Annotated in this window: 11 protein-coding genes; 4 read left to right on the top strand and 7 right to left on the bottom strand. The window is 73.7% G+C overall.

All coding sequences use genetic code 11. The features are described from left to right. The first annotated feature begins 284 nt into the window (after window positions 1-284). Window positions 285-2765 (top strand): DNA helicase PcrA, encoded by a 2481-nt coding sequence (gene pcrA / locus J5Y05_RS19220; protein ID WP_210874182.1) that lies wholly within the window; start codon window positions 285-287, stop codon window positions 2763-2765. Window positions 2766-2901: 136 nt separating this feature from the next. Here pcrA and J5Y05_RS19215 read toward each other — a convergent pair whose 3' ends face one another. Then, window positions 2902-4557, bottom strand: a complete 1656-nt coding sequence (locus tag J5Y05_RS19215; protein ID WP_210874180.1) for a M23 family metallopeptidase — start codon at window positions 4555-4557, stop codon at window positions 2902-2904. A 355-nt stretch (window positions 4558-4912) separates the two neighbouring features. Beyond that, entirely contained in the window at window positions 4913-5845 is a 933-nt protein-coding gene (locus J5Y05_RS19210; protein WP_210874179.1) for a lipase family alpha/beta hydrolase, read from the bottom strand. A gap of 440 nt (window positions 5846-6285) precedes the next feature. Between J5Y05_RS19210 and icmB the strand changes: the two genes are divergently transcribed. Next, window positions 6286-6705: a coenzyme B12-dependent isobutyryl CoA mutase small subunit gene (gene icmB / locus J5Y05_RS19205; protein ID WP_210874177.1), complete on the top strand. Its 420-nt coding sequence runs from the start codon at window positions 6286-6288 to the stop codon at window positions 6703-6705. A gap of 65 nt (window positions 6706-6770) precedes the next feature. Here the strand turns inward: icmB and J5Y05_RS19200 are convergent, their stop codons facing one another. Genes J5Y05_RS19200 through J5Y05_RS19190 form a run of 3 tightly spaced genes read right to left on the bottom strand, consistent with a single transcriptional unit; the run spans window position 6771 to window position 8783 of the window. After that, window positions 6771-7190 (bottom strand): arsenate reductase ArsC, encoded by a 420-nt coding sequence (locus J5Y05_RS19200; protein ID WP_210874175.1) that lies wholly within the window; start codon window positions 7188-7190, stop codon window positions 6771-6773. Further along, a complete protein-coding gene (gene arsB, locus J5Y05_RS19195; RefSeq protein WP_210874173.1) occupies window positions 7183-8355 on the bottom strand; it encodes an ACR3 family arsenite efflux transporter in 1173 nt (390 codons plus the stop codon). The genes J5Y05_RS19200 and arsB overlap by 8 nt, the downstream gene beginning before the upstream one ends. After that, entirely contained in the window at window positions 8352-8783 is a 432-nt protein-coding gene (locus J5Y05_RS19190; protein WP_210874171.1) for an ArsR/SmtB family transcription factor, read from the bottom strand. Before J5Y05_RS19190 ends, arsB begins: the two co-directional genes overlap by 4 nt. A gap of 101 nt (window positions 8784-8884) precedes the next feature. On the opposite strand from J5Y05_RS19190, the gene arsM reads away from it, so the two are divergent. Continuing rightward, window positions 8885-9724, top strand: coding sequence for an arsenite methyltransferase (gene arsM / locus J5Y05_RS19185; RefSeq protein WP_210874169.1), 840 nt, complete (start codon window positions 8885-8887; stop codon window positions 9722-9724). Between the two features lie 269 nt (window positions 9725-9993). Here arsM and J5Y05_RS19180 read toward each other — a convergent pair whose 3' ends face one another. After that, the gene (locus J5Y05_RS19180; RefSeq protein ID WP_210874166.1) at window positions 9994-11703 is read right to left on the bottom strand and encodes a DUF5691 domain-containing protein; all 1710 of its coding nucleotides are present in this window, start codon (window positions 11701-11703) and stop codon (window positions 9994-9996) included. Between the two features lie 82 nt (window positions 11704-11785). Next, window positions 11786-13141 (bottom strand): SWIM zinc finger family protein, encoded by a 1356-nt coding sequence (locus tag J5Y05_RS19175; RefSeq protein ID WP_210874165.1) that lies wholly within the window; start codon window positions 13139-13141, stop codon window positions 11786-11788. 133 nt (window positions 13142-13274) lie between these two features. Here J5Y05_RS19175 and J5Y05_RS19170 point away from each other — a divergent pair, with 133 nt between their 5' ends. Then, window positions 13275-14414 carry an ATP-binding protein gene (locus J5Y05_RS19170; RefSeq protein ID WP_210874163.1) on the top strand — a complete coding sequence of 380 codons (1140 nt, stop codon included), beginning with the start codon at window positions 13275-13277 and terminating at the stop codon, window positions 14412-14414. Window positions 14415-14494 lie beyond the last annotated feature (80 nt).

Below are 14494 nucleotides of genomic sequence, written 5' to 3'. Positions count from 1 at the left end.
CGGGTCTCCGGCTCCGGGCGCCGCGCGGGCACGCCGGACTCGGCGGAGGCCGCGCGGACCGGCGACGTTCGCCGGAGGGGGTCGTACGGCCTGCCCGCACCGTAGCCAACGCGTGTGGTCCCTGTGAAGGTTGCCGGGTGATATGCCCGATACGTTTTCGTGACCTTCCCGCGTCCGTCACTCTTCGTGTTCTGCCTGGTCGCGGGGTGTGCGCGCGGCCGGGTCCCGGCCGATTCCCGGGGCGGGGACCGCTTGTCGGTGGGGCGCCCTAGACTCGTAGAGCGATGAGCAGCCTCTTTGACGAACACTTCCTGGCGAGCCTCCAGACCCCCCGCGGTCACGAGGAGGAGCCCCCGCCGCCGCCCGAGGACGAGCACGCGCCGGAGCCGGTGCCGCACGATCTGTTCGGCGGGCAGTTCGACGCGCCGCCGGACCGTGACACGCACTACCGGGACGGGGCGCCCCGCCCGGTCCTCGACCCCGCCGCGCTCCTCGACGGGCTCAACGAGAACCAGCGCGCCGCCGTCGTCCACTCCGGCTCCCCCCTGCTCATCGTGGCCGGCGCCGGCTCCGGCAAGACCCGGGTGCTCACCCACCGCGTCGCCCACCTGCTCTCCGCGCGCGGCGTCCACCCCGGCCAGATCCTCGCCATCACCTTCACCAACAAGGCCGCGGGCGAGATGAAGGAGCGCGTCGAGCAGCTCGTCGGCCCGCGCGCCCACGCGATGTGGGTGATGACCTTCCACAGCGCCTGCGTACGCATCCTGCGCCGGGAGTCCAAGCGGCTCGGCTTCACCTCGTCCTTCTCGATCTACGACGCGGCCGACTCCAAGCGGCTGATGGCCCTGGTCTGCCGCGACCTCGACCTGGACCCCAAGCGCTTCCCGCCCAAGTCCTTCAGCGCCAAGGTCAGCAACCTCAAGAACGAGCTGATCGACGAGGAGGACTTCGCCGCGCAGGCGGCCGACGGTTTCGAGAAGACGCTCGCGCAGGCGTACGCGCTGTACCAGTCGCGGCTGCGCGAGGCGAACGCCCTCGACTTCGACGACCTGATCATGACGACCGTGCACCTGCTGCGCGCCTTCCCGGACGTCGCCGAGCACTACCGCCGCCGCTTCCGGCACGTCCTCGTCGACGAGTACCAGGACACCAACCACGCCCAGTACGCCCTCGTCCGCGAGCTGGTCGGCAGCGCCTCGGAGCACCCGGTCGAGGTGCCGCCGGAGGCCGAGGTCCCGCCGGCCGAGCTGTGCGTGGTGGGCGACGCCGACCAGTCGATCTACGCCTTCCGCGGCGCCAACATCCGCAACATCCTCCAGTTCGAGGAGGACTACCCGGACGCGAAGACCATCCTGCTGGAGCAGAACTACCGCTCCACGCAGACCATCCTCAGCGCCGCCAACGCGGTCATCGAGCGCAACGAGTCCCGCCGCCCCAAGAACCTGTGGACCAACCAGGGCGCCGGCTCGCAGATCACCGGGTACGTCGCCGACACCGAGCACGACGAGGCCCAGTTCGTCGCCGACGAGATCGACCGGCTCACCGACGCGGGCGAGGCGAAGGCCGGCGACGTCGCCGTCTTCTACCGCACCAACGCCCAGTCCCGCGTCTTCGAAGAGGTCTTCATCCGCGTCGGCCTGCCCTACAAGGTCGTCGGCGGCGTCCGCTTCTACGAGCGCAAGGAGGTCCGGGACGTCCTGGCCTACCTGCGCGTGCTCGCCAACCCCGAGGACTCGGTGCCGCTGCGCCGCATCCTCAACGTCCCCAAGCGCGGTATCGGCGACCGCGCCGAGGCCATGATCGACGCGCTCGCCCAGCGGGAGCGGATCAGCTTCCCGCAGGCGCTGCGCCGGGTCGACGAGGCGTACGGCATGGCCGCCCGGTCGGCCAACGCCGTCAAGCGGTTCAACACCCTCATGGAGGACCTGCGCACCATCGTCGAGTCCGGTGCCGGACCGGCGACGGTGCTGGAGGCCATACTCGAACGCACCGGGTACCTCGCCGAGTTGCAGGCATCCAGCGACCCGCAGGACGAGACCCGCATCGAGAACCTCCAGGAACTCGCCGCCGTCGCCCTGGAGTTCGAGCAGGAGCGGGCGGAGAGCGAGGACGGCGGCTCACTGGCCGACTTCCTCGAACAGGTCGCCTTGGTCGCCGACTCCGACCAGATCCCGGACGACGAGGAGGGCGACGGCGTCGTCACCCTCATGACCCTGCACACGGCCAAGGGCCTGGAGTTCCCGGTCGTCTTCCTCACCGGCATGGAGGACGGCGTCTTCCCGCACATGCGCGCCCTCGGCCAGACCAAGGAACTGGAGGAGGAGCGCCGCCTCGCCTACGTGGGCATCACCCGCGCCCGCGAGCGGCTGTACCTCACCCGGTCGACGCTGCGCAGCGCCTGGGGCCAGCCCTCGTACAACCCGCCCTCGCGGTTCCTGGAGGAGATCCCGGCCCCGCACCTGGAGTGGAAGCGGACCGGTGGCGCCGGGCAGGCCGCCGGGCCGGTCTCGGCGGTGGCGGCCTCGCTGTCGTCCTCGCGTTCCCGTTCCTCGGCGTCGGGCGCGTCCGGGTTCGCCACCCGGCGCACGGCCGAGAAGCCGACGGTCTCGCTGACGGTCGGCGACCGCGTCACGCACGACCAGTTCGGGCTGGGCACGGTGGTCGGGGTCAAGGGCACGGGGGCGAACGCGGAGGCGACGGTCGACTTCGGCGACACCAAGCCGAAGCGGCTGCTGCTGCGGTACGCGCCGGTGGAGAAGCTGTGAGTCCGCGCGCCGCCTGAGCGGGGGCGGACGAGAGGGCCGGGTCCCGCGGTGGAGCGGGGCCCGGACCGGTGGGCCGGTCCACGGCGGGGCCGCCCCCTGGGGGCGCGGGCACACCGCGCGGTGAACGGGGGCCGGATCAGGACGGGTTGAGTCCGTGGCTGCGCAGCCAGGTCAGCGGGTCGATCGCCGAGCCGCCGCCGGGCCGCACCTCGAAGTGCAGGTGGGGGCCGGTCGAGTTGCCGGAGCTGCCCGAGAAGGCGATCGGCTCACCGGCCTTGACGACGGTGCCCGAGGGGACCTGATAGCTGGAGAGGTGGCAGTACCACGTCTCCGTACCGTCCTTCGCGGTGACGATCGCCATGTTCCCGTACGCGCTGTTGTACTGGGTGCGGACCGTGCCGTCGGTCGCCGCCATCACCGTCGTGCCGTAGGTGACGGGGAAGTCGATGCCGGTGTGCTGGGACATCCAGTTGATGCCGGCCTGGCCGTAGAAGGCGCTGAGGCCGTGCTGCGCGACGGGGAGCGCGAACTTGGGGCGCAGCCGTTCCTTGCGCGCCGCCTCCTCCGCCGCCCGCTTCTTCTCGGCGGCCTGCTCGGCCTTGAGGTCGATGCGCTCCTGGGTGCGGCTGGCCCGGTCGGCGAAGTCCGTGGCGCCCGCCGCGACGTTGGCGAGCTGGGTGTTGAGCTTGTTGTTGGCGGTGGACGGGGCCACCGGGGCCGCTTTGGTGTCGGCCGCCTGCGCCGAGGTGTCCTTGTCCTCGCCGGACAGGCCGCCGACGGAGGCCGCGGCGATCCCGGCCACGCTCATCACGCACGCCGAGGGCACGGCGATGGTCAGCAGCGCCGAACGCCGGGCGGGCTGGCGGCGGCGGGAGCGCGGGGCGCCGGGGCGGGCGGCGGGGACGCTCGGGGTGATGTCCTCCTGGTCCTCCAGGAGGACGTCCACGACGGGCAGTTCGCCGGTGGCGGCGAGGTCTCCGTCGTGCGGGTGGTCGCCGTCCTCGGCGGGGGGCGCGGGGTCCGGGGAGGTGGCGGTGGGCGCGGGGGCGTCGGCGGGTTCCGCCGGGCCGGCCGTGTTCCACTGCGTGGCGTCGTAGGCGCCGGAGTCGTAGGCCCCGTTGTCGAAGGCTCCGGTGCCGAACGCGCCGGAATCGAAGGCTCCGGTGTCGAAGGCGGACCGCGCCTCGAAGGACTGGGTGTCGAGGTGCTGTCCGTCGAAGGTCTGCGTCGTCGGCTGGAGCGTCTCGAAGGTGCCCGTGTCGAGGGTGCCGGCGTCGAGGGTGCCGGCGTCGAAGGTGCCCGTGTCGAAGGTCTGGGCGTTCCAGTCCCACTGCTGCGTCCGGTCGGCCGGCTCGCCCGACTGCTCGGGCTGCTGCCAGGCGCCCGTGTCCCACTGGCCGCTCGCGTCGGCGTTCTCCTGCTGCGCGGGCTGCTGGTAACCGGTGTTCCAGGCGGTCGCGTCGTAGGAACCGCTGTCGTAGACCGCCTGTTGCTGGGCGGCGTACGGGTCGTAGGACTGCCCGCCTCCGGACGTCCACTGGGTGGCGTCGTAACTCCCCGACGTGTCGTAACCGCCGGTATCGGCGCCGGGCATGCTGCCGAAGAGGGGGTCCGCGGCGTACGTCCCCGTGGTGGGGGCCCCGGTCGCGTAACCGGTGGCGTCGTAATCGCCGTACATGGTGAGGTCGCCGTACTGGGCTTCCCCGGTGCCGTAGGACGCGTACTGCGCCGGATCGGCGTCGGAAGCCGGGGCCGGGGTGGTCATGGTCCCCGACGGGTGACGGTCGTTCACCAACTTCTCTTTCGCCTCGACAACAGGGCTGCCAGAGCAGTGCGGCGACTGTACCCGGCGGTATGGCGGCGGGACAATCTTCTGCAGGTTTCGCGTCCGAAGGAAACGGGCAATCGGCCGTGTTTTGGGGGACGGCGGGCGCGACTTTGGCATTGTGTTCGAGGCGTGTTCGACTTTCGCCGGGTGGTGTTCGGCTCCGGGGAGGTCTCGGCGCGGACTTCGCGGTGGTCTCCGGGTGGTCTCCGGGGTGGTTTCCGGGGTGGTTTCCGGTGTGGCGCTCGGGGTGGTCTTCGGCGCGGCGTCCGGTGCGGTCCTCGGTTCCCGGTCCTCGGCGCGCGCTCGGCTCAGGCGAGGGTCAGGCGACGGTCAGGCCGCCCGCCGTGCCGCCGGCCGCCGGGCCCGTGAGCGGTCCGGCCGTGTCGAGGACCTGGCGTATCCGGGTGGCGACCGCCGGGTGGACCGGCAGGGCGAGGTGGCCGATGCCGCTGACCCGTACGTTCTCCGCCGTCAGGTCCGGGTGGTCGACGCAGGCCGCCTCCATCGGGTCGATCACGTGGTCCAGGTCGCTCCAGAAGCTGACGAACCGGGTACGGCAGCCCGGCGCCGGCTGGGCCAGCTCCTCCAGGAGGTCCGAGCCGGGGCGCATCTGCCGCACGATCGGGTGGGCGTCGGCCAGCGGGACGACCCGGGTCCCCGCGTGCGGGGTGCCGAGGGTGACGAGGACCCGTACGCGCCGGTCGCCGCCGAGGCGCTGCGCGTAGTAGCGGGCGATCAGTCCGCCGAGGCTGTGGCCGACGATGTCGACCCGCTCGCTGCCGGTCCGCCGGCAGATCTCCTCGATGTGCCGGTCGAGCAGCGCGGCGGCGACCCGGACGTCGCTGGTCAGCGGCGAGAAGTTCACCGACTCGACCCGGTGCCGGCCCTGCTGGGCCAGGGCGCGGCGCAGCAGCAGGAAGACGGAGCGGTTGTCGAAGAAGCCGTGCAGCAGGACGACCGGCGGTCCCTGTGACACCGGCAGCCGGGGCGCGGGCGGGGTCAGGAGGGCGTCCGGCGGGTTCGCCGTCGGGACGGGCGGGGCGAGCCGGCGCTCCTGGACGATGCCCGAGGGATAGAGGAGGACGTGCCCGGCGAGTACCGCGACCTCCAGTGCGGTGGCCTTCAGGAGGGTCAGGGAGATGCCCGTCAGCCGTCCCGGCAGTGCCGTGAGGTCGGTGAGCAGAGCCGGAAAGGGCTCAGGAAGACGCCGGTAGAGCGGCAGGAGGGGCAGTGCCGCCGTCGTGACCTTCATGGACGACCTCCTGTCGGCGTGCGCAGGGACGCCTCAGTCCACCGTGTGCCCGTGTGGAGAGCCGTGACACCAGTGGTCGGTGAGGTGTGTGAGGTGGCCGGGCGGGCTGCCGCCGGTGGGGTGCCGTGGGGGGCGTGGGCGGGTCCCGTCGTGCCCGGTGTGAGCGGGGCGTGGTCACCTTGTCCCACCGTGTGATTTCCCCCTCTGTATGGACCGCGAAACCGCCGGTTGCGGGATGCTGGGGATAACGTTCGTTCACTTCCCCCGGACGGGTGGTACCGGGTGGTACCGGGTCCTGCGGAGGTTCGCGCGTCGGGGGCCGGCGTGTCGGCCCCGGGTGGCGTTCCCGGTGCAGGGGTGGCGTTCCCGGTGCACGGGCGCGGGCGGGATGTGCGGTACTTGTCGGTACGGATGGATGTAATCGCTTCATGGAGGCAGTGATGGGTGTGGCAGCCGGTCCGATCCGCGTGGTGGTGGCCAAGCCGGGGCTCGACGGTCACGACCGCGGGGCCAAGGTGATCGCGCGGGCGCTGCGCGACGCCGGTATGGAGGTCATCTACACCGGGCTCCACCAGACTCCCGAGCAGATCGTGGACACCGCGATCCAGGAGGACGCCGACGCGATCGGGCTCTCCATCCTCTCCGGCGCCCACAACACGCTCTTCGCCGCCGTGATCGACCTGCTGCGGGAGCGCGACGCGGCGGACATCCTCGTCTTCGGCGGCGGGATCATCCCGGAGGCGGACATCGCCCCGCTGAAGGAGAAGGGCGTCGCGGCGATCTTCACTCCTGGCGCGACCACGGCCTCCATCGTGGACTGGGTCCGGGCGGCGGTCCGGGAACCGGCCCAGCGGACCTGATCTCGCCGGGCCGCTTCCCTCCTTGGCCGCCTGCGCACTCTCGTCGGCGGCCCCGTGTCCTGGGGTCAGGCGTCCTCGGGCGCGAGTGCGGCGAGCAGGCCGCGGACACGGGCCTCGATCTCGTCGCGGATCGGCCGGACGGCTTCGATGCCCTGTCCGGCCGGGTCGTCGAGTGCCCAGTCGAGGTACTTCTTGCCGGGGAAGACCGGGCAGGCGTCGCCGCAGCCCATGGTGATCACCACATCGGACGTCCGCACCGCCTCGGTGGTCAGCACCTTGGGGATCTCGGCGGAGATGTCGACGCCCGCCTCGGCCATCGCCTCGACGACGGCCGGGTTCACGGCGCCGGCCGGGGCGGAGCCGGCCGAACGGACGGTGACGCGGCCCCGCCCGAGGTGGGTGAGGAAGGCGGCGGCCATCTGCGAGCGTCCGGCGTTGTGGACGCACACGAACAGTACCGAGGGCTTCGGGACGGGGTCAGGCACGGGCGGGGCCTTCCGGGGCGGCGGCCGGACGGGCCGCGAGGTCAGGGGTGCCGGGGGTGCCGGGGGTGTCAGAGATGTCAGCGGTGCCGGGGGTGTCAGGGGTGTCGGGGAAGAAGCGGCGGGCGGCGAGGGCGACGGAGACCAGGCCGATCAGCACGGGCACCTCGATGAGCGGGCCGACGACCCCCGCGAGGGCCTGCCCGGAGGTCGCGCCGAAGGTCGCGATGGCCACGGCGATGGCCAGCTCGAAGTTGTTGCCCGCGGCGGTGAACGCCAGCGTCGTCGCCCTGGGATAGTCCAGGCCGACGGCCTTGCCCAGGGCCATGGAACCGGCCCACATCACGGCGAAGTACACCAGCAGCGGCAGCGCGATCCGTACGACGTCCAGCGGCCGGGAGGTGATCGCATCGCCCTGGAGGGCGAACAGTACGACGATCGTGAACAGCAGCCCGTACAGGGCGAAGGGGCCGATGCGGGGGATCAGCTTCGTCTCGTACCAGGAGCGTCCCTTGGCCCTCTCGCCGATGCGGCGGGTCAGGAACCCGGCGGCGAGCGGGATGCCGAGGAAGACCAGCACGCTGCGGGCGATCTCCCACACCGAGATGTCCAAGGCGGTCTGGCCGAGGCCGAGCAGGCCGGGCAGGACGGACAGGTAGAACCAGCCCAGCACGGAGAACGCGACCACCTGGAACACGGAGTTCAGGGCGACGAGGACCGCGGCGGCCTCGCGGTCGCCGCGGGCCAGGTCGTTCCAGATGATGACCATGGCGATGCAGCGGGCCAGCCCGACGATGATCAGTCCGGTCCGGTACTCCGGCAGGTCCGGCAGGAAGATCCAGGCGAGGGCGAACATGACGGCCGGGCCGAGCACCCAGTTGATGACCAGGGACGGGATCAGCAGGCGCTTGTCGCGGGTGACGGTGTCCAGGCGGTCGTAGCGGACCTTCGCCAGGACCGGATACATCATCACCAGCAGCCCCAGCGCGATCGGCAACGAGACCCCGGTGACGGTGATCTTCGCGAGCGCGTCCCCCAGCCCCGGGACCAGGCGGCCGAGCCCGAGGCCGACGGCCATCGCCGCGAGGAGCCACACGGTGAGGAACCGGTCCACCAGCGACAGCCGTCCGGCCACCGAGCCGGTCGCGGCGGTGGCCGTCTCGCTCACGAAGCGGCCCCGGTGGGCTCGTCGAGGGGCTGAGGGGGCTGAAGGGACTGAGGGGGCTGGGCCTCCGGGCTGTCGGGGCGCGTCAGGATCGCGGCGAGCCGGTCCGTCGTTTCCGGCACCAGCCGGTAATACACCCACGTTCCCCGGCGCTCGGAGGTGATCAGACCGGCCTGCTTCAGCAGCTTGAGGTGATGGGAGATCGTCGGCTGCGACAGGTCGAAGGCCGGGGTCAGGTCGCAGACGCAGATTTCCCCGCCCGCCCGCGAGGCGATCATCGACAGCAGCCTGATCCGCGCCGGGTCGCCCAGGGCCTTGAACACCTTGGCCAGCTCGACGGCCTGGCCCTCGTCCATGGGTGCGCTCAGCAGCGTCGGGCAGCACCCCTCGGCACCGTCCCGGCCGAGCACCACCAGCTCTTGTTTCGACATGCTTCTATATTGACGTTTCTCGAACCAAGGCGCAAGGTTGCATTGAAGAAGGTCAATGCAGCCCGGCCCGGGTCGTGCCCGGACCCCCACGAGGAGTCACCGTGACGAGCGAGCAGAACACCGACCTGCGCGAGACCGTCCGCCGCCGCTATGCCGCAGCCGCCCTCCAGGTCACCCAAGGCGGCACCGCCTGCTGCGGACCGCGGGCCATCGAGGTCGACGAGAACTTCGGCTCCACCCTCTACGCCGCCGCCGACCGCGACGAGCTGCCCGCCGAGGCCGTCGCCGCCTCCCTGGGCTGCGGCAACCCGGCCGTCGTCGCCGACCTGCGTGAGGGCGAGTGGGTCCTGGACCTCGGCTCCGGCGGCGGCATCGACGTCCTGCTGTCCGCCCGCCGCGTCGGCCCCACCGGCAAGGCATACGGCCTGGACATGACCGAGGAGATGCTCGCCCTGGCCCTGGCCAACGCCGAGAAGGCCGGCGCCACGAACGTCGAGTTCCTCAAGGGCGCCGTCGAAGCCATCCCGCTGCCCGCCACGACGATCGACGTCGTCATCTCCAACTGCGTGATCAACCTGTCCACCGACAAGCCCGCGGTCTTCGCCGAGACCTTCCGCGTCCTCAGGCCCGGCGGCCGGATCGGTGTCTCCGACGTCGTCGCCGACGACACGCTCACCACCGGGCAGCGGGCCGAACGGGGCGACTACGTCGGCTGCATCGCCGGTGCCCTCTCCTTCGCCGAATACCGCCAGGGCCTGGAGACCGCCGGATTCACCGACATCCGGATCACCCCCACCCACGCGGTCGCCGACGGCATGCACTCCGCCATCGTCCACGCCACCAAGCCCGCGACCACGGTCGGCACCACGACCGGCAACGCGGATGGCAACGCCGCCGCCGGCGAGGCGAAGGCGACGTCAGGCTGTGACTGCCAGAACTGAGCCGGCCCCTGTCGGTGGCTCCGGCGCGAAGCCACCCGCCTCGTCGGCGACCGACGGCCGACGCGCCGGGGCACCCCAGGTGAGCCCAGCGCACGGGGATGAGGGGCCCCCGCATGTGCTGACCCTGCCCGCCCCGGCCGTACGGTCCCGATGGCTGCCCGCGCCTCGTCGTACCGCCCCCGTATCGCACCCCCCTCCGTACCCGCACCCCCTCCGTACCCGCCCCCCCGTACCCGCATGCCCTCCGTACCGCCGTACCGCGCCCGGCGTCAGGCCGCCGTCGGGGGCGGGTCCGGGGTGGTGGCGCCCAGTTCCGCGGCCATCGCGGCCCGTAGGCGCAGGGTCGTGACCAGCCGCCGGAACGCCTCCGCCCAGTACCCCGCCGCCCCCGGCGACGCGTCCTCCCGTTCGTCGGGCGGCGCCAGCAGGGCGTCGAGCCGGACCGCCTCCGCGGGGTCGAGGCACCGTTCGGCCAGGCCCATCACGCCGCTGAAACTCCACGGATAGCTCCCGGCGTCCCGGGCGATGTCCAGCGCGTCGATCACCGACCGCCCCAGCACCGGGGCCCACGGCACCCCGCAGACGACGAGCAGTTGGAACGCCTCGGACAGCCCGTGCCCCGCGATGAACCCGGCGACCCAGGCGGCCCGCTCCTCCGCTCCCATCGTGCCGAGCAGCCGGGACCGCTCGGCCGGCGACACCACGCCCGGACCGCCCGGACCGCCCACCCCGGGCGCGGTCGGCGCCCCCAGCAGTGCCGCCGCCCACTCGGCGTCCCGCCGGCGTATCGCCGCCCGGCACCAGGCCGCGTGCAGGTCGTCCCGCCAGCCGTCCGTCACCGGCAGGGCGACGATCTCCGCCGGGGTGCGGCCCCCGAGCCGCGCGGACCAGAGCGCGAGCGGCGCCGCCTCCACCACCTGGCCGAGCCACCAGGACCGTTCGCCGCGACCGGCGGGAGCCCTGGCCGCGACGCCGTCGCGCTCCATCCCGGCGTCGCACGCGTACGGCGCCTCCACGGTGATCGTCGCCGGGTCGCGGGCGAGGTCCAGTGAGACGCAGGACAGGGCCCGCCGGCCCATCCGCGCGGCGAGCGCCGACCCCGGCAGCGTCGACAGCAGCTCCGCCGCAGTCGCCCGCACCGTACGGCTGCGGTCGGACAGCGCCTCTTCGAGGAAGGGCTCGTCGGCCGGTCCCAGCCCCGTCCGCAGCGAGTCGAGGAACATCAGCCGGTCCTCGGCCCGCTCCGTCGCCCAGGTCGAGACGAGCAGGTCCCGGGCTGCGGCCGGGTCGGCGGCGCGCAGCGAGCCCAGCAGTGCCACGCGCTCCGCGAACAGCCCCTCCCGCCACAGCCGCGCCGCCGCCTCGGGGCCGGTGAGCGAGGGGCCGGTGAGCGCCGGACCGGCCCCGCCCGCCGTGCGCAGGGCGAAGCGCCAGTCCGGGTTCCACCGGGCCAGCCACAGGGCGCGCGGCCCGGCGAAGGCCAGCACCGCCGTGCGCAGGTCGGTACGGGCACGGGCCGCGTCCAGCAGGGCGGGCAGGGCCGCGGACAGCGCGGTGTACCCACGGGCGTTGGCCGTGGCCAGCCACTGGGGCAGCAGTTCCATCAGGTCGGGCGCGGCGCCCCGGCGCCCGCCGGCGGCCAGGCCGGCCCGGTCGGCGAGCAGCGTCGTCAACCGGCGGGCGGCGGCCTCCGGCAGCGGTGGCCGGGGGTCCTCCGGGGCCGGGCTCGGGCGGTCGGCCGCACGGGCCGGGGCCAGTCCGGCGCGGCGGCGGACGGTCGCCACGGCCGCCGCGTCCAGCAGCGCCGTCGGCGCGTCGCGGGCCGCCGCCCGGCCGGCCGCGTGACCCGCCGGGTGACCTGCCGTGTGATCTGCCGTGTGACCCGGTGGCGGACGCCGGTCGGTGCCGAGCAGGGCCGCGGCGACGAGGTCGTCCCAGCTTCCCGGCCCGCCCGCTTCCACGGCGGTGGCCTCGCTCATGACGCTCCTTTCACAACGCGACTGCGCAAGAGCTTTCACAGCACGACTGCGCAAGAGAAGGGGAGGACGGGTGGGACGCACGTCAGCACAGGGGCACCACCGGGCCCGGTCCGTCCGGCCAGACCGCGAGCGGAGTGAAGCCCCGGTGCCCGCACTCGCCGAAGACCCGGACCGGCCGCCCGCCCGACACCGCCGCCAGCCGCCACAGCCCCGGCCGGTCACGGGCCCGCGCGGTCAGCGGCAGCGCCGTGTCCTCGGCGGCGTCCGCCACCTGCCACGTTTCACCGGCCGGCTGTGGAACGACCGCCTTCAGCGTCACCGCGACCGACTCCAGCCACGGATCGGCGCGCACGGCCTCGCCGTACCGGGCGGCGGCCCGGGTCACCGTCACTCCCGGCGGGCGTGCCGGGTCCGGGACCGGCGGCGCGAACCGCTCGCCCAGCGCGACGCGCTGCCCGCCCGCACCGTCGTACGCCGACACCTCCGCGTCCAGCGCCAGACCCACCGGCAGGTCCGGCTCCGGGGCGCGTCCGGCGGCGCCGTAGGAGAGGAGCAGCGCGGTGCGGTGCGACGCCGTGCCGTACAGCCAGGTGCGACGGGTCGTCAGCCGGGGGTCGGCCGTGTCGTACCGGGCGAGGACCAGCCAGCGGTCCCTGAGCGGCGGTCCGCCTGGCGGCGCGGTCAGCCCGACGCGGGTGCGGACCACCGCCGCCAGTTCCGGAGGCAGCCGCTCGCGTCCGAGCCAGCCCCGCCCGAGCAGGTGCAGCAGCGCGCACTCCTCCAGCAGCTTCCCCGGCCACTCCGGGCCCGAGCCCGGTATCGCCCCCAACTCCCGCACCCGCGCCGCCAGTCCGGGGGCCTGGGCGTCGACCATGCGGGCCGCCGTCTCCTCCCACATCCCGTATCCGGCCCGGCGGGCGCCCGCGAGCCCGCCGCGCAGCAGGTCGGTCAGCCGCCGCTCCAGCTCCGCGGCACCCTGGTCGATCCGCCCGGCCCGGCGCTCCGCCCGCCGCCGGGCCGCCGCCGGATCGGCCCCCCGGGGCGCGGAACCGGCGGCTCCCCCCGTCCGCTTCCCCCGCGCGCGCTCCCGCCGGGCCGCCCGCCACCGCGCCGCCCATTCCGGCACCTCCCCCCTCGGCACCGCGCCCCCCGCGCCGGCCCACAAGAGCAGCAGGCCGAGAGCGTGCTTGCACGGGACCCTCGGGCTCGGGCACTCGCACAGGTACGCCGGTCCGTCGGCCTCCGCCGGCTCCACCGCCGTCCGGTACTCCGCGCTGCCCGACCCCTCGCACCGTCCCCACACCACCCCCTCCTCGCTCCACCCCGTCCCCGACCACGGACCGGCCACACCGAGCCTGCTCCCCGCCGCGCGTGACGCGGGGTCAGGCGCCAGTGCCAGCACCTGGTCGGCTGTCCAGCGCACCCCCGGCACAGTCATGTCTCCGAAGGTAGAGCCACCCACTGACAATCCGCCCCGAGCGGGAGTTTCCGCAGGTCAGAGCGATTGTCAGTGGGGTGGTGCACGGTAGATGCCACACGACCGAACCGGCCGAGCTGGAGGGGGACTGGCCATGTCCGTGTCTGTGCAACCGATGCCCGCCGACCCGATCCACGAGGGCGCCGCACCCGGCGCCGAGGTGCTGCGACCACACGCCGAGGACGCCTTCGCCGGCGAACTCGCCGCACTGGCCGCGCGGGACGAGAGGCCGCGCCCGCCGCGCTGGAAGCTGTCGCCCTGGGCGGTGGCGACGTACCTGCTCGGCGGCACCCTGGCCGACGGCACCGTGATCAGCCCGAAGTACGTGGGCCCGCGCCGCATCGTCGAGGTCGCCGTCGCCACGCTCGCCACCGACCGCGCCCTGCTCCTGCTCGGCGTGCCGGGCACGGCGAAGACCTGGGTCTCCGAGCATCTGGCCGCCGCGGTCAGCGGTGACTCGACGCTGCTCGTGCAGGGCACCGCCGGCACCCCGGAGGAGGCCATCCGCTACGGCTGGGACTACGCGCGGCTGCTCGCGCACGGCCCCAGCCGGGACGCGCTCGTGCCGAGCCCGGTCATGCGGGCCATGGCCGAGGGGCGGACCGCGCGGGTGGAGGAGCTGACCCGCATCCCGGCGGACGTGCAGGACGCCCTGATCACCGTCCTGTCGGAGAAGACGCTGCCCATACCGGAGCTGGGCGAGGAGGTGCAGGCGGTCCGCGGCTTCACTCTGATAGCGACGGCCAACGACCGCGACCGCGGGGTCAACGACCTCTCCAGCGCCCTGCGCCGCCGCTTCAACACGGTGGTGCTGCCGCTGCCGGAGAGCGCCGAGGCCGAGGTCGCCATCGTCGCCCGCCGGGTCGACCAGATCGGCCGCGCGCTCGACCTGCCGGCCGGGACCGACGGGCTCGCCGAGATACGCCGGGTCGTCACCGTCTTCCGCGAGCTGCGCGACGGCGTGACCTCGGACGGGCGGACGCGGCTGAAATCGCCGAGCGGCACGCTGTCCACGGCCGAGGCGATCTCCGTGGTGACCGGCGGCCTGGCGCTGGCCGCCCACTTCGGCGACGGGGTCCTGCGGGCCGGGGACATCGCCGCGGGCCTGCTCGGCGCGGTCGTCCGCGATCCGGCCGCCGACCGCGTCGTCTGGCAGGAGTACCTGGAGACGGTGGTCCGCGAGCGCGACGACTGGCACGACTTCTACCGCGCCTGCCGTGAGGTGACGGGATGACGGGGACGGGGGCACGGATGGCGGAGTACGCAGGGAGCGGTGGGAGCGGCGGCGGTACGGCGGGGGACGACGACTCGTCA

The sequence above is a fragment of the Streptomyces tagetis genome, assembly GCF_018069565.1.
Classification (GTDB): Bacteria; Actinomycetota; Actinomycetes; order Streptomycetales; family Streptomycetaceae; genus Streptomyces; species Streptomyces tagetis.
The sequence above is the reverse complement of the archived record's forward strand: the minus strand, read 5'-3'. Positions and strand labels throughout refer to the sequence as shown.

Excerpts from the sequence above, each read along its gene's own strand:
- J5Y05_RS19175 (WP_210874165.1), bottom strand. The coding sequence starts at position 13,141 with ATGACTGTGCCGGGGGTGCGCTGGACAGCCGACCAGGTGCTGGCACTG.
- J5Y05_RS19180 (WP_210874166.1), bottom strand. The coding sequence starts at position 11,703 with ATGAGCGAGGCCACCGCCGTGGAAGCGGGCGGGCCGGGAAGCTGGGAC.
- J5Y05_RS19190 (WP_210874171.1), bottom strand. The coding sequence starts at position 8,783 with ATGTCGAAACAAGAGCTGGTGGTGCTCGGCCGGGACGGTGCCGAGGGG.
- pcrA (WP_210874182.1), top strand. The coding sequence starts at position 285 with ATGAGCAGCCTCTTTGACGAACACTTCCTGGCGAGCCTCCAGACCCCC.
- J5Y05_RS19170 (WP_210874163.1), top strand. The coding sequence starts at position 13,275 with ATGTCCGTGTCTGTGCAACCGATGCCCGCCGACCCGATCCACGAGGGC.
- J5Y05_RS19210 (WP_210874179.1), bottom strand. The coding sequence starts at position 5,845 with ATGAAGGTCACGACGGCGGCACTGCCCCTCCTGCCGCTCTACCGGCGT.
- icmB (WP_210874177.1), top strand. The coding sequence starts at position 6,286 with ATGGGTGTGGCAGCCGGTCCGATCCGCGTGGTGGTGGCCAAGCCGGGG.